This window comes from Pseudoalteromonas peptidolytica, from assembly GCF_012641745.1.
Classification (GTDB): Bacteria; Pseudomonadota; Gammaproteobacteria; order Enterobacterales; family Alteromonadaceae; genus Pseudoalteromonas; species Pseudoalteromonas peptidolytica.
Map to the genome: position 1 here is coordinate 75680 of NZ_WEHZ01000015.1, position 19519 is coordinate 95198.

Consider the following 19519-nt stretch of genomic DNA (forward strand, 5'->3'; position numbering starts at 1 on the left):
TGCAAATGTGACAATATAATATCTACTACCTCTTCATGATTTGGTTGTTAACTGAGACATGTAGATATTTAGGGGTATTTAAGATGGCAATTTCAAAGACAGAGTTGGCTGATCATGTGGCTGACGCAATGAAAATTAGTAAAACGGACGCTCGTGGTTGTGTGAATGCGGTGATTGATGCGTTTTGTGACGCTCTGCAAGCAGGGCAAGATGTGCGAGTGCAAGGATTTGGAACATTAAAGGTAGTTCAACGCAATGCGCGTTTAGGGAGAAACCCCTCAACAAAAGAGCCTGTTCCTATTGATGCGTGCAACACTGTACAGTTCAAAGTGAGTCAACGACTCAAAGAGCTTCTACCGAATGTAAAATAGTCTATGTTGACTGGCTTTTTGCCTGACTATATGGCGGAATTTATCTTGGCGGTAGCAGGGCGCTGTTATCGGCAAGGTTTTCTCGCTTGAAAGTAGAAAGCTTAACTAAGCTAATTTGAATTAGAAAAGCCGACTGAGCGTCGGCTTTTTACTAGCTAGATGACCTCGACCTCATCGTCAGTGTCGTTTGTTTCACTCCCTTGACTCTCTTGATCTGCGCTTTTTATTGCATCATCAAGTAGTGCATCAAAGTCGACAGGCGCCAGAAGTAGCTGGGGAAAGCCACCATGTAACACTTGAGAGGAAATGTGATTTCGTGCAAACGGATAGAGCTGAGCTGGGCAGTATGACCCTACTAATGCCATGATCTCTGTTTCCTCATAGCCCTCAATTTCAAAGATCCCTGCCTGCTCTACAGTGGTATTAAATAATTGTGTATCACTATTCGTGGCTTTAGCTTTGCACTTCACAGTGAGTACAACCTCATAAGTGGTATCGCTTATCCTATTTGCTTCAGTATTTAAATCAACGCTAATAGAGGGTTTCCACTCATCTAAAAATACAGCCGGTGCATTGGGTGCATCGAAAGTTGATTTTTTATGGTAAATTTTTTGTAGTTCGAATGACTGCTCAACGGCAGTTGTATTGTCTTTATTAGTCATGTCACATGTCTCATTAATTTACACGCAAAATAAATGCGTATTATGGGAAATTTTATATCGCTTGCTCTTCAATATAGATCAATAACAGCATGGCAATCTCTCGTAACGCTGTAAGCTCTTCAGATATAGCAAGTCTGTGCTCTTTTTCAACAAGATCTCGACACAGCGATGGTGCTGTGAGCTCACCTATTACTTGCTCTGCCTCGGCTGTAGCAAGCTCTTGCTTTGCTACTTGTAGCAAGGTAGCTTGGATCGAATCGGCCATCACTTTAGCATAGATTGAACCATGTTTCATCAGAGGTTCGAACTGTTCGTTCATTTTTACTTCCAAACACGGAAGGTGTTTTTTTTTGCTCAAATTCATTATTTTTAGCCAATTTATCTGAGAACGCTAGTACTGAAACCTCAATGCACTACAAGCTCAAAGAATGCGAACTCAAGTTTTTCAAAGGTGATAATAGCGCTACTATATTATTGTACAATTGAAATGTGAAGACATTTAAGTCATCATGCGAATGAGACAAATATAAACTCTACATATTGCTATTTCTTTCTGGCTCACATTATGAAGTGGCTGGTTGCATATCAAGTATGTGTAATAGTTTGATTTTATTGTATTAATGGAGAAATCAAAGAATGAGTATGAATTTACCCCGCTGTCCGTATTGTAGCAATCCTAGCATTGTTGGTGAGATAGCAGGCAAGCTTGCGGCGGTATGTACGCAATGTAATAACGGATATGCTATTGTAGCAGATGACTTCGCTAGCCTGACACAACGAGCGTTTCAAATGGCAACAAAAGGACAAGTTGAACAAGCGATAGGTGTTGTACAACAACACTTAAATAAACATGTTGACGAAAGAAGCTCGGCATTGCGTGAAGCGGAAAATGAACTTCCTGGAGATAAGCGTAAGCTGACAAAAGAGCAGCAAAAGAAGGCTGCAGAATTGGAGTCTCAACGCATTCTTCTTGCAGGGATTTTGCAAGGCGGCCAGCTATACAAAGAGCTGCTAGGAAAAGCACTTGGTATTGTGAAAGAAGAGAATAAAGCCGTCTAATTGGTGGCTGCTTTAGTGCTGGGATCCCTGGCACTACTCAATATTCCTCCCCGTTATAAGTAAGCATGCTGCTCAAAGGGTGAGCGTCAGCGGACTTATTGGCTTTGCTAAAAACAGTTGCGGCCCAAGCAAATAAACTCTATCCTAATAACCCATGCGGTGTTTTATAGAAATGCGCCGAAAATTAAGTATTTGACATGTGTGTGTTTTGACAAGTATTGCTAGGTTGTTTTGACTTATGCAGTAATACAGCTGCTTCACCTTGCTCTGGGCTGGTACTATTATTCTAGGACAGTGATTTAGGTAATGTCATGATTCAATTAATAAAATAAAAAATTGTCTTGTTTTTTTTCTTAGCCCTGATGGGTTTGAAAAGGCGTAAGATAACGGATTTAAAACGCACGAAATAATTGGTTTACGATAACGTAAGCCGAGTAAATGAAACAGGACTTGTATTGTATGTATAATGATATTGCTCCGAGTAAAAGAAGCCCTAACGAGTTGCAAGAACACAATGGGCAGCCGTGTTTTAAAGGAAATACAGTGGCTCCTGAATACCTTACTTCTCTGTTGTCATTCTTCTATGAGTTGGGGGCGCAGCACTCCCGGGAAGAGCAGCGTATTCAGCTTGCCGACTTTAGAAATGAATTAATTATCGCTGAAGATACCATAGAAGAGTTAAGAGTTTCGCTTGATCTGTCGCGTCAACAAAGAGACTCTGCACAAGATTGCCTTGACATAAGCCGTTTATCTATTCAGCAGTCATTACTCATGATGGAGCGTTTACTATTAGAATTAGAAGCGAGGCAAGATCTGGATGAGGCTTATTTTTTCCGTAGAGAATTAAAAAAGATATCTACACATCTGTCTCAACGTATATAGTATTGTACAACTACGCTGTTAAATGAGCATCTGTTATAGTGAAGCGTCATTACGGTATAAACTGGCTCAAATTTTCAAAAGTTTGGAACAGTACATAAGTAAGTGGGATCCTTTTTAAAAAATAAGTCTGACTATCAATTTTTATAAATAAAATATTGATTTGGTTGGTTTTAAATATTCTTTCATCTGATTTTAGATCATAAATTAGTTGCTTAATTTATAGATATGGAACTTACAAAGCGATCCAAATTGAGCTGTTTTAGCTATTTTGAACACTTTCATACAAAAACCAGGTGCTTATAACCGATCTGAATCTGATCTTTGCTAAAGTAAGCTTGCTGCTCGGTACTCAAAAGTAGCCTGATTTTAATGTACAATAAAAATTTCAGTGTACAGATCTGAAGTTGGTCTGCTTAATCTAGCTTTGCTGTCTCTGAAAAAGAGGCCTGATTAGTGGCCTCTTAATGAGTTTCGTTATTTTATCTTTCAGCGATGTAACTAATGCGCACTTTGTCGCCGATTTGAGGCGCTGTTACAAAAGTCGCCTTTTTGGTGGCTTCGTCAATCGTAACCGAGTCTTCAAATACAGCAAGACCATTCACAAATACTTGTGCAGATCCAACCCGAGGTGATTTTGCAATATCAAAAGACACTACTGCACCATCTACTTGAGCGGATAGATCTTCCGCAGAAACAATATCCTGAGCCATGATACGCGATGTATCATCTTCTATGGCCTTAATACGGTTATCTTGTGTGGTTAAAGCTGTCGTTACAGTTGCTGCAAAGTCGGCGTCATTTCCCAGAGCATCAGCTAATTCTTTAAGTGTATCAAGCGCTTCAGGTGCACTATTAATGAGATCAGACACTTTAGAGTCTACGTAGGAAATACTCGCTTTTACGGTACTAAGTGAAGCAATATCATCAGCAAATTTTACTAAGTTTGCTTCAAAGCCTGGGTCGACTAGCTCACGACTAATTGTTGCAGGCATAATTTGTGAGTTTGCGCGTAACTTACTCATTGGATGAGTCTCCTTAATGGGTTAATGTATTTCTCATCTCAAGCTCATACGCGATTCCAGAGACAGCGTTATACTCACTGTTATCAGTTGAGTAATTTGGCTGACAATTGAATTTTATCACCGTCATAAATTGTGACAGCTGGGTCAATCAACAGGATGCTTTTGCTATCTTGTGTAGCGATACTGTATTGACTTTCTTTATCCAAGAGCAAGCCATTCAATGTTACCAAAACATGTTTAGTACTGTCGATTTGTCCGTTTAGTGCAATGTGAATGGGTTGCCCATCAGGCTCGGAAATTGTGTATGACTGCTGAATTTCCGTGCTTGACCCTCCGCTACTGCTTTGATCTGGTTGGTAAAACTGTTGTGAAACTGAAGTGCTGTACATTTTAAGCCCTTACTTTAAAACAGATACTGCATTATCACTATTGGCTGCTACCCACAGTGCTAACGAATCAGTTTCTTCATGAGCATCAGCAAGCTCGATTGATAGTTTAACCTTGACTTCATTGCTACCAACCGGAATAGGAAACCTATATTGACCTGATTGTACAATATTTATCTCCATCGGCACAATGCTGTTATTGACGAGCTGACACATGTCAAACGGTGTGTCTTGTGCTATGTTTGGGTCTTGCATAGCGATTTTGATGCGCCCTGTTGCCTGCAAATTTTTTTTATTAAAGTCGACGTACACAAGCAGTTCGCTTTTCCCAAATGTTGGGGTGACAACATGTAGCGTGTGGTCACCAATTTGGTTCGATACTGATTGATACTGTCCATTTTCCTGGGGAATGTTTACTGTGATCATTCTGTCGCTCCACTCTCATTTTCACTGAATTTTGCCGAGCTTCGCTCAGCGCTTGGTTGGGTAAAGGGCCTGTGTAGGATGAGTCCATTCACATGGCATAAGTATTTGCTTTTTACTCAGCCGGATCAGGCTGATGTGGGATGGATATATAATTTCATCTGTTTCAATACAAACGAAGTGAGTGCCATTACGATGCGGCATACACTGATGGAGTACTCGGCCATCAATACATTGAATATCATGTAAAAGTTCTACACAGCTTTCAAAAGCATCATTATGAAAGTTTATCCAGTTAAATAAATAGAATGCGAATGGAGAATGCGTTGCTATTAAATCTTCAAATATCTCCGTAGGATCTTGGGTATCATAGTGTGTGAGTTTGGCGGTGATATATTGTTGATTCATAAAGCCTCCTCAGCAAAGCTTACCTGTTGTGACAGGTATTGCTGTAGTTTAAATTGACGGCGAAACCAGCCTTTTGCATATTTACCATTGCTCGGTCTACGTGCGATGATCTCGGCATATTGCTTGGCTCTTAAGCTTTGGTACTCAATGAATAAATTGTCTCCTTGGACTCTGTTTGCCTGTTTTAACGCTCTAAGTGTGTTAGGCCCAATAATGCCATCTACATCGGTCTTGATCGCTTGTTGTAATAGTTTTATAGCACTTCTCACCCCCATGTTTACGGCGGTATCAAAAACTAAAACCGCCATTTTTTCAGGCATTAAGTGGGCTTTACAGGCTTCAAAGTAATCTCTTTGGTATATCTCTTTCGCTTGTGCTTTGGTCAGTGCCGCTATATCCAAATTAGGATAGGCATTTTGAGAAATCCCGTATTTTGTTTTACCGCCACTGTCGTCAGGGTCGTCGACAAAGCCACCTTCAAACTCTAAAAGTAAACGAAAGGCTGACTCAAAAACGTGTTGATACTGCCGTAAGTGATCTGACATGTTAACTCCTTAACCAAACACCGTTAGTACCTTCAATTGAGCTGTTTTGGTATAACGGGCAATACTATACGAATGGCACTTTAAACAGGCGCCACAACAGGGTCTCAATCACTACTCACTATTAAGTTGTTATCAACTTCAGTCTCTTATATTGTCTATTGTACCTTGAACGGCACATTGAGTGCAGCAAAGAAATTACTTTAAGTGACAGTGAAAATAATGTTAAGGCAATACTGTCACGGTATCGTCGCCTGCTTGATTGTTCGAATTATGTACTGATACTTATGTGTAAGTGCTTCCTCTTTATATTGATAGGACTTTTGTTGTTAGTTGGTACTTACATTTGTTTGTGAGTGAATGCAAACTTATTGGTTGCTGTTTTTTGTGTTTATAAAAAGTGATTGCATAATCAATTGTTGCACTCACTTTTTATATGGCGTAAGCTATAAGTCATTGTCGTACAGGCGTTCTCGACTCAAAAGGTAAAGTGCGCGCAACTCAATAATCCGCTAAGGAACCGAAAATGAAAAAAATAATGGCTGTAAAATTCGCATGGAGGTTTTTATGAGTTTATCTGCAAGAAGCTTCAGGCTAGCCCAAATTCCGGTCGATAGTCGGGCTAAGATTGTTTCTGTTGCAAACCGCAAAGGTGGTGTGGGTAAGACCACCTTGGTGAGTTATTTAGGGGAAGGTATTGCGCTTTGGGCTGGTAAACGCGTCCTTCTTATAGATACTGATAAACAGTGCAATCTAAGTGGTGCTTATGGCGTTATTGAGTCGACCACAGTTGATGCGGCGCACGCATTTGCAGGTTCTGCGCTCAGAGCCATTCATCAGCCCATAATTCACCCTGAGTATTATGATGAAGATGGTAATCCAATGCCTTTTGCTGCTCGTAGTAGCTCATCAGAGATCATGAAAGAAGACAGGCAATATGTGTGTCAGTACGGCACATATATCCAGCATGACTCTCCTCATTTAGGCACTGTGAATAAATTGGGGGGGATGCTAGATATTGTACCTGGTGATAGTGAGGCACTCAGTCATATCCACACTCATGCAGAAAAATACCCGGCAAGAACACTTTATGAGCGGTGGGAGTCTTGGTTGATTGATTGCGACATCCTCAATTGTTACGACCTGATCATTTTCGATACCCCACCACTGGATGCGGAATTAAACGAGGCGCTTTATCAACTATCGGATCATGTGATTGTGCCAGTAAACCCATCCAGAGATACGCTTGGCTCATGCAACACCGTCACTATGTCTTGCCTTGCGGCAAATAATAGTGATGGTCGCATGCGCCTAGTGACGACAATTGTTAATCCATTAAATTCAGGGAAGTTGAGTAAACGAGAAGAAATTTTATTAGAGCCAATTTTCAATTACCCTGCGTTTGGTTGCTTTCCAAAAAATGAGGTATTTCCTCGTAGTCGGTTAATTCAGGAACGTCGTGATATTTCTGTGCCCCCTTATATAGACCCGGAAAGCTTTGAAAAGCTCAGCGCTGAAGAGAAACGAGCTGTAAAGCCGCCAATGTCATCGCTTATTTGGAATAAAAAATCAGATCCTTCGAGAAAAAAGCTGTTTTCAATAATTGATAAGTTACATCAACGCATTTTTGGTGAGCCTCTTCCTCCTGAGGATGATAATTAAGCTTTTAGGTAATTCGCTATGACAAGTAAAAAACAATCAAAACTCGGTCACTTGCTTCAAACCAAAGGAGCACGAGACAAAGCTGCCGAAAGAACAGCGCAAGCACTTTCACAGGAAATGGATGCGGTTAACGCGATGTATTTGCAGCAACAGCAACGATCTTATAAATCTGTGAACTCGAACGAGCAAGGGCAATCAGGCGCAACCGTAGAAAAAACAATCTATAAAGTGCCGGTCATTGAGCAGTTGTCTCAAGTGAAAAAAATGTTTGAAGAGAACGGTGGTGAATCTTTCGATGTAGAAATACCGTTGAGTTTGATTAAACCCAGAGCAGACAATCATCGCTTAAACGGTACATTAAAGTTATCTTTTGATACTTATATGGAATTGCTGCCTTCATGCCCTGATAACTGGCAAGAGCTAGATGCGGCTGAGTATGTAGAATCGTTTTGGGCTTCACCGCTGGCAATGTTAGTAGCTAAAGGTAAGTTGCACGGCAAAGAGTTAAGCGACGCAATGACGGGTGTGCAGGACTTATTTAAAACTGCGGTGAGCTTAAAAACAAAAGGCCAGCGTAAGTCTATTGATGGCTTTTTAGCTTACGACGAATTTGGCGCTGCGTCACATGTGGTGATCATTGATGGTGAGCGGCGTCTGCGTGCTGCCCATTTATACGGACGCGAGACGCTAAGACTACGTCTGGCTGTAAATGAACGTGCTGCTGATGGCCTATCTCAAGATGCCTCAGATCTAGACGTTGAGCTGGCCACTCTCGCAACTTCATACGAAGCGAATAGTTCGTCGGTATCTTTATCTTTGGCAGATACATTCAGGCATTATCACACACATTACAGGGTGCTATGTCAAAAAGTGGGTAAAGATGTTGCCGATGCAATGTCTACAAACACAGCAAAAGTCGCGATGAAGCTGACTTCTGAGTCAAAACCACAAGTTGCACGTTTTTTGAAGTTGGTGCGACACCCGCAAAGCGAGCTGCTGTTAGAGATCTGCTCCGTGCATAAGCCGGGTCGTGAATCTTTAATAAAAGTGGCGAATGACGCTATAGCATATGCACAGCAACATGGTATTAGTTGTGATCCTGTTCATGTTTATGCCTTCTCGGTTGCAGATGAAAAGATTGATTTTTCTATCGATGAGGTGCCTCAAGCGCTTGTGGATGAAGTGATGGAACTCGTTAATCAAGTTACGGGTAAGCATGTCATTAAAAAGAGCGAAGATGTTACACGTCAACAAGTGGCACTACAGTCAGAGAGCGATAAAAAAGAAACAGTTAAGAAGCTGAAGAAGTTAGGCTTTCCAACACCTGAGTCGGATAATGCGTTACGAGACAGACAGCTAAAAATGCTGATTGCGGTTTGCGCGCGGATAGATCCTACACTGGAACAAACAGGCGAGCTACTGGAATCAATGGCTGCATCTAAAGGTTCAAAAGAAGACATAGATACATACCGTCAAGGTTTATTAAATATCGTCAGTCAGTCTATGCAGCATTTAGACAACCTAGATATGTCGGGCGAGGATTTATCTGGTTTGATCCGTAAAGCGCGCACTGAAGGGGTTAACTGGTCTGAATTATTCCAAGGCCAGAAAGAGGAGCGTAAGCATGGTTAATGATCGTAGCTCAAGTAAACTTGCTATGCTGGTGACGCCTAAGCCAAAACTTGACTCAGTGAGTGACGGCTCCGATCGCATTAATGCTAGATTTCCTAACAAAATGATTGAATTAATGGATGCGGCAGCGCAGCAAAAAGGAGTATCACGCAGCCGCTGGGTATCTGAAGCAATTATTGAATTCAAACGTATCCATTTGGATACGCACCTTGAGTTTTTGAAAGAGATCGACGACAAGGCGGAGCAAGAAAAAGAGCGTCTGGCGATTTATCAAAACTTGGCGCGCATGACACTGGAAACCAAAATATCTACCATAGGTGGACGCTCATTATCGATTAGGATGATCCAACAATCTATTCCAGCGCTCAGTGCTTTTCAAGAGCTACTACGCGTTATTGACTTGGCTGACAATACGCCGATTGAGTCGGATGATGTACCCACCACACTCTCTTTAGCACCTGTCAGAGACAAACTAAGAACAATTTTGGGTCATATGGTAATTTGGGAGCGCTTGATGAAAGAAAGTGATTTATCTACGTTGATTGGCTCCCCGTTAAATCAACAATAGCCATTGTTGGTTTTTGCTGCTTAGTCCTTTTCTGCTTGCCTTTCATTTGCTATTGTACAATAGCAAATGAAAGGAGCACCCCAATGAATATACAGTACTCTGTCGTAACAATTTCGGTTACAGACTTGAATACATCCATTAAACGCTTATCAAAAGCACTTATCCGTCAGCGATGGAAAAGTGCATATAAGGTGGCGGATATGATAAGAGATAGACTGTTTAATGATGAAGCACTACGCGAAATGACGCAGTTAGAGAGAAATATATCACCTGAAAAGTTTACAGTTACACTTAATATTCAAGGCCCCAAGAATAAAGTGGCAGAAGTAGTCGCTTTCGCGAAGGTAACGGCTGATCAAGCCGGCTTAGTTATTAATACCGATCTAGATCTTACCCGTGTAAAGCTATTAAGCTAGCCTTAATTTAAGTAATCATTGACCCTTTAGCAGTTGTTACCCCTTACTGCTGCGTTAAATTTGCCATGTATTAAGAAATAACCTCTGGCTAGAGTGATGTTGCGTCTTTTGAGCTTAGATATTGTTGTTGATTAACTCACTTTTTACTCAGAGTTCGGGTTAAGCTAAAATTTTTAACGCGTTTGATTTAGATGTGCATTCGGTTTATATCCCTACCTTTTATTATTGTACAATATTTTTGATGTGATATATTGCGACTGCCCTTTACTGGCAGGTAACTGGGTTTAGCTATGAGACACTAAATTAGACTTAAGGAAATTTTTAATGAAAGCGATAATAACGATTATCACGTTTCTACTGAGCGCATTTCCTGTGCTGGCCGACACGTCCTTTTTTGCAAGAGACCTTGATTGGGGGACTACCAAAGTAAAAGATAGGGTAGCCAGTGCAATAGAGGAGTTTAAGGCCCATTCATCAAGTAGCACTGTTTCTAATGGTCTAGAGGGTTTTATAAACGGACAAGCAGCTGCTGGAAAAAAATTAACATTTAGCAATGGCGTATCTGCAACGTTAACGGGTGAGGCATCATTTATAGCCACATCGCATGCACCTTCCGGTTCAATGACCATCTACATGGAGGATATCGAGCTTACTTTCGATGCCCCTATTAAATCGTTTGCATTTCAAGCTGTTGACTTAGATATTGGGAGTGCGAATTTACAAATTCAGTTTGATTATCAGGATGGCGGTGTAGCACACTATGCTTTGCCAGATGCTGTTGATGTAAATAATAACTTAGTTTTTTGGGGCGTTCATTCATCAAAGCCCGTTAAAAAAGTGACTATTTCACGTACCAGCGTGGGTGATGTGGTTTACCTAGATGACTTTATGGTAATTTCTGAGCAATCTTTTCGAGACCCCACTTCATTTAAAAACCCACAACTTACCAGAGTAGGTATATGCGCTGCAGATCGTATTGATTATACCGACGAGTTTGGCGCAACCAAATTGAAATCCGATCTAGGCCAGGTGCAATGTATTGGACGTCTTAGGGCAAATAAACTTGAAGTGTTCACAAACACTTATTCTGCTGACCGGTTTTTAGGTGAGATCGCGTCTGATAGATGTTTTATTCGTAGCGAATATACAAATGTACATTTGATACGCAGTACCCCACACTGGGAGCATGAAGAGATTGATGGTAAAAAAATTTCTACCATGACAATCAGATATACACATAGTGGTCAATTTCCACACCAACCATATGGCTATGCGAGAAGTATTTGTCAATTTAAAAACCCAGCTCAAGACAATATTATGCTTCTAGGCAGTTATGCAACTACTTACGCAGATAAATTTTAAGGGGAGTAATATTATGTTAAATGATCGATTAGCCATATATATACTGTGTGCTTTTACCACTTTTACCGCCTGTGCTTCTCTTTATCCTGAACACCCAAGTACACCATCCCCTCGCGGATTCTGTACTATCACAGGTTCGGTCTATTCTGGGACAGAAGTTGGTGAGTATGGTGGGTTGTGGTCAACTGTGACTTATAATAATTACACACCAGCGCGTGACTACGGCATTGGACAACCTGCTATTGCTTCGCCAGATGTTGCAAATACACCGACACAAGTAATTTGTAAATTGCCAGTTATTACTTTAAAAAGTTCCTATCCAGATGCTCCAGGAGAGATTTACATCGGCGCTGGTTGGTTTGCAGACCGAGTTGGTGATATCAGCTCACTTGTTTCATGTGATGTTGTTGCCCGTAGAAAAGGCCAGGAGGTATACAGAGAAACACTGGATATTAGCAATGAGATAGACCCAAGCTATCGCGGTTACGACAATGGTTATGCATACAATATTACAAGGATTAAACCATGGCTTCCAGACAATGAGTCGTCTTTAGTTGAGCTAAAACAATATGGTGCGAAAGTCACGTCGCAAGCTTTTAAAGATGTGATGTCGAATAAAGAAGCGCAAGTTGATCATGCTTACTTTGATTGCACATTAAATAATGACTACAGCCAAGCGGACGCTATTACCTTTAACTTAATGTCTGCCAGTTTACATTAATTTGTTCAAGTAAAGGTGACTTAACGTCACCTTTTGCCCCCTTTATTACAGCTATTGTGCTTTTACTTCATCTGTTACATGATGAGTAAGGCTCTGAGGATCATTCATATAACATTTGTACTCATTTAAAAGGTTACGCAAATGAGTATAGTTTTGTGCAAACAGTTTTTTGCGGGTGCTGAGGTTTATACTCGGTAAATGAATGGGCATGCCGTTTTCTTTACTCAGGGTTGCCCACCCCAAAGGGGTTAAATTGAGCATACCTTTTATATTCAAACTATCATGTTCAATAAATACCGCTATGGCTTGTTGTCCCAGTGGTGTTGAGCTAGGGTAACTTTCAAAAAAGCTCGTAATTTGCGGATACTCGTTGATATGCAGCTTGCGATTAAGGCAAATGGTTTGTGTAAGAGGCACATTAATGATATCCCTTATCCCAGCAGGCTTAACCCCATCAGCGAACGCAATAAGTTCATATGTATGCTTCATTTTAGTGCGGCTGATCGCCCCAAGTATTTGTACATGCTCCATAATATAGGTTCTCAAGTCTCATTTAGATTAAACGACTCTTATTTTAACTGCGAAGTAGGCGGTTAGCTACTTTCTTCTTTTTTAGTCACGCATCATGTGGAATTTATATTGTACAATATAAATTGTATCGCGTTGTAATTGTGATAATTATAAGGCATATTGCTATCAAGATGAGACTAGGTTGAAAAAAGATGACATGTACAACTGATGCGGTATTGGTGTATTTAGATGTTGAGTGTGAGGATGCTGCACAGCGAGTACGTAAATTTTGTGAGTCGTTAGGTATAGATGAATCGGAGCCAAATTCGCAGTTAAGGGCTGCACAACTGGCTGAATATGAAATAAAAAAATCCATAGCTAAAATAAAAAACAAATCTCGACCTGGTGTAAGAGACAAAGAAAAGCTCAGCTCTTTGAATAACGAGCTGGTGCATTTGCTACATGCGATGCCTGAAAGGATCAGTGCGCTGGCACTCGAGCGAATTATAGAACAATTTATTGTGGAGATTATTCATATTCATCCCATTGCGGACGACACTTGTATTATTGCGCTATGTATGAAAAGACTTAGAGAAAACTATTTAGGCAAGTATGATGGTCGCCTTGCCTATACTATTGTACAACAAATTATTGATTGTCTGCATGCGTCAAGTGGCCGCATCATGTTCCAGTAGTATAATGTTGCTGAGGGCCGATTAGAAAGATAAAAAGTATGATGTGTTAACTTAGTTAAATAAGGATAAAAACATGTGGTTTCAAGCTCTTACAGCCGCAGGTGGTTGGATTTTCGAAATATTTAAAGGCAAACAGGATATTGTTAAACAAGCTGCACACGCTAAAGCGCAGCGCGTAATAAGTTGGGAAGAAGCAATGGCTAATGGTGCGGCCACCAGTTGGAAAGATGAATGGTTCACTGTTTTGTTAAGTGTTCCTTTTATTATGTGTTTTATTCCACAACTTGCGCCATACGCTCATCAAGGCTTTATTCAATTAGAGCAGACCCCCGAATTTTACCGCTATATGTTCGGCCTAGCTGTAGGAGCCTCGTTTGGATTTAGAGGCTTTGATAAATTTGTAAGAACGAGAAACATACGTAATTGACGTTTGTCAGCGTGAACAAGTTCATTTTTGTGTCGCAAATATAAAGCGAAGTGGCACTAGTAGTAATCAGTAAACTGGAGTTAAGTCGATGTCTAATAAAGAGTTGGTGTTTCCCAATGGTGAGCCTTTTGACCTGTGGGGAGAGCACTTAATACAGTTCCTTTTAAAAGGGGCGAAAGTGCGTGTGTATTTAGTCAATGGTATCTGTCTTAATGGCAAAGTCCGTCGGTTTGATAAAGGTAGTGTGCTACTTTCCTCGCATAATAAAGAGCCCATGCTGATTAATCGAGAAAGTGTTGCAACGATTGCCCATGACGATCACAAAGTAGCCACCTGTGAATAGTCGTGATCAAGGGATTGTGACCATTGACCCTGAGTTCTGGCGACCAAGTGATACAGAGCTAAAAAGGATGGAACAAGAGCAGTTGTTGGTAGTTTCAGATCACGAGGGTGAACCTGTTTATCATTTCAAATGTGTCAGAAGTGGGGCGTGTTGCCGAACGAACCTGTGTGGTAGAGGTGAAATGAACACCGAAACCAATCAATGTACCCACCTAATTTTAGATGAAACGCTACAAGAGGGCGTAAATCTCTATCGCTGTAACCTCTACTCATTGTACAATAATAAAAATGATGGGTCTGCGATGCAATTTGGTAAAGGTTGTTGTGCACCTTGGAACGAAGCGAGAGCTAAAGTGATTGAACAATATCGTTTAAGACAGCTTGCCATCACTTCGGTAACCAATTAGCCGTGGTTACATGTGTGAGATAGGTAGAAAGTAAGGTTCTACTTTGCGTTTGAGAACGTTGAGATGTTTATTTAGCTCAACGAAAAGGAAGCGCAAGATGACACAAAAACACATATCTCACCAAAACGAGCTCGGTACAAACCGAGATGATATAGTTAAAGAGCAGCAACGTCTGCGCTTTACCAATGAGCTGTTAGCAGAGGAAGTTCGACTAGCAAAGGACGCTTTGTCTACGGCGCTGGATAAGCTCGGACTAAACTGGTCTCCAAGATCAAGAGACTACAGTGTTTTACATGACATTCTGGGTACACTGCCTCTGGCAAGCTACGAGCAAGCGTTAACCGCAAGTGAAAGTCAGCGTATTGAATTACTCAATAGGCATGTAAAACTGAAACAATCGTTCGAAGAGCAAAGCCGAGAAAAAAATGATTTGCTGATAGCATTCACCTATGCACACCAAGAGGCGTGTTATTTATGTGAATATCATCACAGACTAGCTTTGATCGTCGAAACTGAGTTGGGTAATGCCTGCTGGTTTTTACAAGCAGAAACCAAAAGTGCATTTGCTCACTTAGCATATAAAAAAGCGCCAAACTCAACGCTTGAAAACAGTCAAAGAGTCGCTGCATTAATTATGCTGGCAACTTCATCACATCAGTGAGCCGGCGTTTTTAGGATGGAGTGTGCGCTCTTAAAGCATGCAGTTAGGTTGGTTTTACCTTAATTGCAACTGTGAGAATATTGAACTAACAAACGCGTTGTTGGTACATAAATGAGTCTGTGAGATTGAGCCTTACAATCCTGCACCTATAGGAGATGCTAACATGGCATTTGATATTACTACTGTATTGCAAAACACAGTGACGTTTACGTCGCAACCTAACAACCATGGTATCTATAGTCTTTCACTGACACTAGAGAACCAAGATATTGCAGGCGACTACTTATTCGATGCAATTAAAGCATACGCAAGTGAAAATAACATATCTCTCAAAGAGGACATTCGTAACTCATACCTAAAAGTGTACTTGAAACACTCGTATGCTAGCGGCGAGCTTACAAAAGATGATCTCGATACCGCTGATTATACAGCGCAAGTCGCTCTGAAAGATTTACATCAAGCGCAAGAAGGGAGTGAAAAGTACGAGCCTATTACAATTAGCGGCTTGCCAGCAAATGCGCGTTTTAAATGCGCATTTGAACTTGTACTGAATGGCGAACTGCAAGGAGAGTTTCTATTAGCGCCAAGCTCTGAAATGCAGCTAGGGGGCTCGAATGTAGCGGAGCCAGAAAATGTCGTTTTATCAATCACAGAAACCGCTAAAAGTGTCGAAGTAAAAGTCAGTAACGTTTCAGCTGAGGACAACACGCACTTTTTACTTGAAGTAGTTGACGACACTAAGAGTGCAATGCCAGAAGTGCCTTATGAGCAAAGCGTGGTATTTTCTGGAGAATTTGAATTTCAAGCAGACAGTGAACCAACCTTTATGTTTACTGTTGGTGAAAACAACATGCGCAGTTATGTAAATTACTCTGTCCACTTAAGAACGATAGAGAAAGTGGATAATGCGCCCAACTCAGCTTCAGCTTCGGTAAAAGTAGACGCTCAATCTTTTGAACTTCCTTGGCTTGCTGGTTTTGTCGACACGACGGTCATCAAAGGCAAGCAAATTGAAGATGCGCTTGTGAGTAAGATAGCAACTAAGCTAACAGCCAATAAAGATGCCCGCAAAGCACTGCGTACCGCGTTAAATAGTGGCGCATATTCACTCGTTGCATCGCAGATGTACGACCTGACTCGTGACGTGGCGGTCGAAGAATTTGAAAGTGCAAAAGATACCTTTAACGAAGTAAGGACGAAGTTACGTCGTATTGCTCTATACAGTGATATTGACCCTGATTACAGCGAAGTTTTGGACTTGAGCGGCTCTACCGGAGATGCCGAATTTGATACCTATGATGTCTTTATGTTTGTGACCAAACAGGGTTTCACCAACGGTATCGAAACCCGTTACTTTACTTGGCTTGGTAAAGCTTTTTACTTAGGCCCAATTGTTGAAGGTGGCGTTATTTCAGACAAAAAATTCCAAGTGTCAGTGCGTGGCGATGTGTATCGTGACCGTGCTGAGCTTATTTTCTCATAACCTGCTTTACAATCTGCTGGGCGTTTATACGCCCAGTTATTATAGAGGTGATCTCCTATGACTTTTGATCTATTGTCGTTTTTAAACGCTACTAACAATGTAGTCACGACGGCACAAACACAAGCGGCAGCCGATGGGCTAATGCGCCACGCCATTGCGCTGGTTGGCGCGCAAGATCACATCTCGTTGCGAGATGCGTTAAAAGACCAAGCCAGTTTACCGAATACCTACTTGTCTATTTATGTTGCAGCCAAAGATGAATTAGATGGTAACTCAGTTTCATTCGATCAAACATATGCGCAAGGTAACTTAAATCCATACAAATTTAATGGTACTCAGCTAGCGTATAAAGTCACTTATCAAGCAGAGGACCGTTTTCAATACAAAGATTTATTTGTCGATGGTTTGCTCTCTGGCACTGACTATTACTATGGTATAGAACTTGTTGTTGACGGAGTATTGCAAACAGGTTGGCTTCAAGGTGCTTTTACTACTCATGGGACAGCCTATTCAGCCCCAACACTGAGTGACATTGCCTTTTCAAATCCTAGTGACCCATACCGGTTAATTTATGACATTGAAAGTGTCAATATGGCTGGAAAAGACAACTTGTCAGTGCGCTTCGAGGTAATAAACTCCGTATTAACAAATACAGGGCCACGTGAATACATCGTTGAACGAGATGAGTTTTTTGGCCCTAACGGTGAAAGGTTCGCAATTGAAGATTTGCCTGGTTCAATTTATCAACGCTATGTTGAGTATGATATACAAATACGCTTTGTTTCAAAAACGGATTCTCCAGTTGGTGTGTCTGCGCCATTGAAATTAGCACAAAACATACAAATCCCATGGTTAGATCATTTTGTCGATACGGTTATATTAGACGGCGGCGGTATAGATCAAGAAATCTTAGAGGATGCTGCTAAGCGTATTGCTGAGTTAACACCAGCACAAAGAGATGCACTTTTGGCGCAACTCAGCGAAGGTGATATTAAAGATATCGGTTCAGCGTATAAAGCGTTATTGAAACAAGCAGCTATTGCGACTGTGCAATCACTTGAACCTGCGGCTGATGCGATGCGTAAGCAGCTCATGGATTTATTATATGCAGCCAATGATCAAGGTGTTCAGGCACCAGGTATTTATATCACGCTTGATCTAAATGATAGCGACGCACAACGCGTATTTAAGATGATCACAGCGCCATGCTATGTGAGGGAACACCATATAGACAGTGTCGTGCGCTTCTCTGAGGGCGTATTTTATATTACTGAAGACAAAGATGACCAAGGTGTTGATACAGGCTTAACACGTATTGTTTATGTTGGACAAGCTGCGTTTGAGCGTTTTTTCTTGAAGTTTAGTAATCGATAAATCTCGCTCAGCCGGACTCTTTATACCAATTTGCTTAATTAAGCTTGTTATTTTGAGGCGAACAGATAATACCGCTAGCACGTCATACTATCGCCAAGGTAGCTGCATGGATGCAGACAAAGAAAAGGCGGTGCTACTTAGTTTGTTCTAGATAAGCAACGTTTAACCAATTAGCGTCAGATTTATTCCTTCAAATTGAGCAAGTATTAAGGCGAATTGGTATAATATTAGCGCCTTTTTTTAGTTGCAACTTTAGTGTAAGCAACCCATTGGATACTGTGCGCATTGTACAATATGCAAATTCACAGCGAATTTACTGTGTTGCTTTTAACTTCTCCATGAGACCCATTACATGTTTAATTCAGATCCACTTTTCTTAACATCAGCGCAAAAACCAAATACACACCGAATTGGTAATGTACTTCATTGTGATAAGCTCCCCTACCCCACCAATTACGTCCAACATGATATATATTGTGTTGTATATGTTGGTGATGATGTTCAAGACATACTCAAAGCACGTTACACCATTAATTTACTCATTGAGAGCGGGCGTTTAACGGAAGATAGAATTAGATTAAGAAAAGCACTGGGTGAATACAATTTTAATAGAATGATTGATGGCTTTTTGCAAGAACAAATTAACACATCAAAGCAAGGGTAAATTGTACAATATAAAGCATACCGTACTGTACAACTCATTCATGCTCATTGCTAGAAGTCATTACCTCAGGCGCTTGACACTTGACGACATCAGAAAAAGAACTGCTGTTTTGCTATTACCTTACGCTACGATAACATTAAACTTGGCAATTAACTTTCCTAAATGGCCGGTGCTTCACTTGTTATAACGGTAAGCGCCACCCAAGGTTATAAAGTCATTTAAAATCAAAGCACTAATAGATAAAATAATTAACAACGCCAGCTAAATAAACTGCCTATTAAGCTTAGAATATTACTCTGGCATTGCGACAAATTACACCCTAACAGACGCCGATATGAATTAAAATGTAGTCGTAGCGTCTGAGCATTCATTGAATAAGGGTAACCAACAAGCATATTCACTCTTTTAAGCAAAGCGTTTTACTTCCCGTACCTTACAATCAACAATATGAACGTCGCTCTGATAAAAGCGCACTTAAGGTATATTTAGATTTCTATTACTCCTTTTCATATTCAACAGGCGGTACCATACCGGCGATACCAACTCCGACATTAATCGCTGCGTTACACAACACTTTTGCTTTGTCCTCATCACTTAGGGCTTCATATGCAGCAATGAGTGCAGGTCCACCTTGGTAAGTAGTATTAAGCAGTGCTGCTATATTAATGTCTTCTCGAACAAAAGTCGCATTAAAGTGTTTTGCGTCCATCTTAGTCCACCATTCATTACAAAATTCTTATAGCCCTTGACCTATCATTTTAAGTGCACAGTTCGTCATATAATGATATTGGGCTAAATGTCGTTAGTCTCGAGTCAACATTCTAAATGTAGTGCATCACT

26 protein-coding genes are annotated in these 19519 nt (G+C 40.8%); 17 read left to right on the plus strand and 9 right to left on the minus strand.

What is annotated here, in order from left to right:
• Window positions 1-83: 83 nt before the first annotated feature.
• Window positions 84-371, plus strand: a complete 288-nt coding sequence (locus tag F9Y84_RS11450; protein ID WP_206644500.1) for an HU family DNA-binding protein — start codon at window positions 84-86, stop codon at window positions 369-371.
• A 155-nt stretch (window positions 372-526) separates the two neighbouring features.
• Here the strand turns inward: F9Y84_RS11450 and secB are convergent, their stop codons facing one another.
• Both secB and F9Y84_RS11460 read right to left on the minus strand, forming a co-directional pair.
• The gene (gene secB, locus F9Y84_RS11455) at window positions 527-1033 is read right to left on the minus strand and encodes a protein-export chaperone SecB (RefSeq protein ID WP_128731802.1); all 507 of its coding nucleotides are present in this window, start codon (window positions 1031-1033) and stop codon (window positions 527-529) included.
• A 52-nt stretch (window positions 1034-1085) separates the two neighbouring features.
• On the minus strand, window positions 1086-1352 hold the full coding sequence (locus F9Y84_RS11460) for a hypothetical protein (RefSeq protein WP_125251931.1): 267 nt from the start codon (window positions 1350-1352) through the stop codon (window positions 1086-1088).
• 323 nt (window positions 1353-1675) lie between these two features.
• Between F9Y84_RS11460 and F9Y84_RS11465 the strand changes: the two genes are divergently transcribed.
• Both F9Y84_RS11465 and F9Y84_RS11470 read left to right on the plus strand, forming a co-directional pair.
• Window positions 1676-2092, plus strand: coding sequence for a hypothetical protein (locus tag F9Y84_RS11465; RefSeq protein ID WP_147388887.1), 417 nt, complete (start codon window positions 1676-1678; stop codon window positions 2090-2092).
• A gap of 459 nt (window positions 2093-2551) precedes the next feature.
• Window positions 2552-2974, plus strand: coding sequence for a hypothetical protein (locus F9Y84_RS11470; RefSeq protein WP_128730220.1), 423 nt, complete (start codon window positions 2552-2554; stop codon window positions 2972-2974).
• A 479-nt stretch (window positions 2975-3453) separates the two neighbouring features.
• On the opposite strand, the gene F9Y84_RS11475 is transcribed toward F9Y84_RS11470, so the two are convergent.
• From F9Y84_RS11475 to F9Y84_RS11495, 5 genes are all read right to left on the minus strand, one after another.
• The gene (locus F9Y84_RS11475) at window positions 3454-3996 is read right to left on the minus strand and encodes a hypothetical protein (RefSeq protein WP_128730218.1); all 543 of its coding nucleotides are present in this window, start codon (window positions 3994-3996) and stop codon (window positions 3454-3456) included.
• An 83-nt stretch (window positions 3997-4079) separates the two neighbouring features.
• The gene (locus F9Y84_RS11480) at window positions 4080-4385 is read right to left on the minus strand and encodes a hypothetical protein (protein ID WP_128730216.1); all 306 of its coding nucleotides are present in this window, start codon (window positions 4383-4385) and stop codon (window positions 4080-4082) included.
• 9 nt (window positions 4386-4394) lie between these two features.
• Complete coding sequence (locus F9Y84_RS11485) at window positions 4395-4808, minus strand: hypothetical protein (RefSeq protein ID WP_125251926.1); 414 nt, start codon at window positions 4806-4808, stop codon at window positions 4395-4397.
• 45 nt (window positions 4809-4853) lie between these two features.
• Window positions 4854-5213, minus strand: a complete 360-nt coding sequence (locus F9Y84_RS11490) for a hypothetical protein (RefSeq protein WP_147388886.1) — start codon at window positions 5211-5213, stop codon at window positions 4854-4856.
• Window positions 5210-5758, minus strand: coding sequence for a glycoside hydrolase family 108 protein (locus tag F9Y84_RS11495; protein WP_147388885.1), 549 nt, complete (start codon window positions 5756-5758; stop codon window positions 5210-5212). Before F9Y84_RS11495 ends, F9Y84_RS11490 begins: the two co-directional genes overlap by 4 nt.
• A 564-nt stretch (window positions 5759-6322) precedes the next feature.
• Here F9Y84_RS11495 and F9Y84_RS11500 point away from each other — a divergent pair.
• The 6 genes from F9Y84_RS11500 to F9Y84_RS11525 all read left to right on the plus strand — a co-directional run bounded on the left by F9Y84_RS11500 (window position 6323) and on the right by F9Y84_RS11525 (window position 12116).
• Window positions 6323-7417: a ParA family protein gene (locus F9Y84_RS11500; RefSeq protein ID WP_161972718.1), complete on the plus strand. Its 1095-nt coding sequence runs from the start codon at window positions 6323-6325 to the stop codon at window positions 7415-7417.
• 18 nt (window positions 7418-7435) lie between these two features.
• Window positions 7436-9049, plus strand: a complete 1614-nt coding sequence (locus tag F9Y84_RS11505; RefSeq protein WP_147388884.1) for a hypothetical protein — start codon at window positions 7436-7438, stop codon at window positions 9047-9049.
• Window positions 9042-9617, plus strand: a complete 576-nt coding sequence (locus F9Y84_RS11510; protein WP_125251921.1) for a YlcI/YnfO family protein — start codon at window positions 9042-9044, stop codon at window positions 9615-9617. Before F9Y84_RS11505 ends, F9Y84_RS11510 begins: the two co-directional genes overlap by 8 nt.
• 83 nt (window positions 9618-9700) lie before the next feature.
• The gene (locus F9Y84_RS11515; protein ID WP_147388883.1) at window positions 9701-10033 is read left to right on the plus strand and encodes a hypothetical protein; all 333 of its coding nucleotides are present in this window, start codon (window positions 9701-9703) and stop codon (window positions 10031-10033) included.
• Between the two features lie 324 nt (window positions 10034-10357).
• Entirely contained in the window at window positions 10358-11395 is a 1038-nt protein-coding gene (locus F9Y84_RS11520) for a hypothetical protein (protein WP_147388882.1), read from the plus strand.
• 13 nt (window positions 11396-11408) lie between these two features.
• Window positions 11409-12116, plus strand: a complete 708-nt coding sequence (locus tag F9Y84_RS11525; RefSeq protein WP_147388881.1) for a hypothetical protein — start codon at window positions 11409-11411, stop codon at window positions 12114-12116.
• Between the two features lie 51 nt (window positions 12117-12167).
• Here the strand turns inward: F9Y84_RS11525 and F9Y84_RS11530 are convergent, their stop codons facing one another.
• A complete protein-coding gene (locus tag F9Y84_RS11530) occupies window positions 12168-12647 on the minus strand; it encodes a hypothetical protein (RefSeq protein ID WP_125251917.1) in 480 nt (159 codons plus the stop codon).
• 191 nt (window positions 12648-12838) lie between these two features.
• On the opposite strand from F9Y84_RS11530, the gene F9Y84_RS11535 reads away from it, so the two are divergent.
• From F9Y84_RS11535 to F9Y84_RS11570, 8 genes are all read left to right on the plus strand, one after another.
• Complete coding sequence (locus F9Y84_RS11535) at window positions 12839-13321, plus strand: hypothetical protein (RefSeq protein WP_125251916.1); 483 nt, start codon at window positions 12839-12841, stop codon at window positions 13319-13321.
• Window positions 13322-13394: 73 nt separating this feature from the next.
• Window positions 13395-13748: a hypothetical protein gene (locus tag F9Y84_RS11540; RefSeq protein ID WP_125251915.1), complete on the plus strand. Its 354-nt coding sequence runs from the start codon at window positions 13395-13397 to the stop codon at window positions 13746-13748.
• Window positions 13749-13836: 88 nt separating this feature from the next.
• On the plus strand, window positions 13837-14091 hold the full coding sequence (locus tag F9Y84_RS11545) for an RNA chaperone Hfq (protein WP_125251914.1): 255 nt from the start codon (window positions 13837-13839) through the stop codon (window positions 14089-14091).
• Window positions 14084-14497 carry a hypothetical protein gene (locus tag F9Y84_RS11550; protein ID WP_147388880.1) on the plus strand — a complete coding sequence of 138 codons (414 nt, stop codon included), beginning with the start codon at window positions 14084-14086 and terminating at the stop codon, window positions 14495-14497. The genes F9Y84_RS11545 and F9Y84_RS11550 overlap by 8 nt, the downstream gene beginning before the upstream one ends.
• Before the next feature lie 97 nt (window positions 14498-14594).
• A complete protein-coding gene (locus F9Y84_RS11555) occupies window positions 14595-15158 on the plus strand; it encodes a hypothetical protein (protein WP_125251912.1) in 564 nt (187 codons plus the stop codon).
• A 163-nt stretch (window positions 15159-15321) separates the two neighbouring features.
• Complete coding sequence (locus F9Y84_RS11560; RefSeq protein ID WP_147388879.1) at window positions 15322-16641, plus strand: hypothetical protein; 1320 nt, start codon at window positions 15322-15324, stop codon at window positions 16639-16641.
• 57 nt (window positions 16642-16698) lie between these two features.
• A complete protein-coding gene (locus F9Y84_RS11565) occupies window positions 16699-18015 on the plus strand; it encodes a hypothetical protein (protein ID WP_147388878.1) in 1317 nt (438 codons plus the stop codon).
• A gap of 352 nt (window positions 18016-18367) precedes the next feature.
• Entirely contained in the window at window positions 18368-18679 is a 312-nt protein-coding gene (locus F9Y84_RS11570) for a hypothetical protein (protein WP_128730734.1), read from the plus strand.
• A gap of 496 nt (window positions 18680-19175) precedes the next feature.
• On the opposite strand, the gene F9Y84_RS11575 is transcribed toward F9Y84_RS11570, so the two are convergent.
• Complete coding sequence (locus tag F9Y84_RS11575; RefSeq protein WP_125251908.1) at window positions 19176-19388, minus strand: hypothetical protein; 213 nt, start codon at window positions 19386-19388, stop codon at window positions 19176-19178.
• Window positions 19389-19519 lie beyond the last annotated feature (131 nt).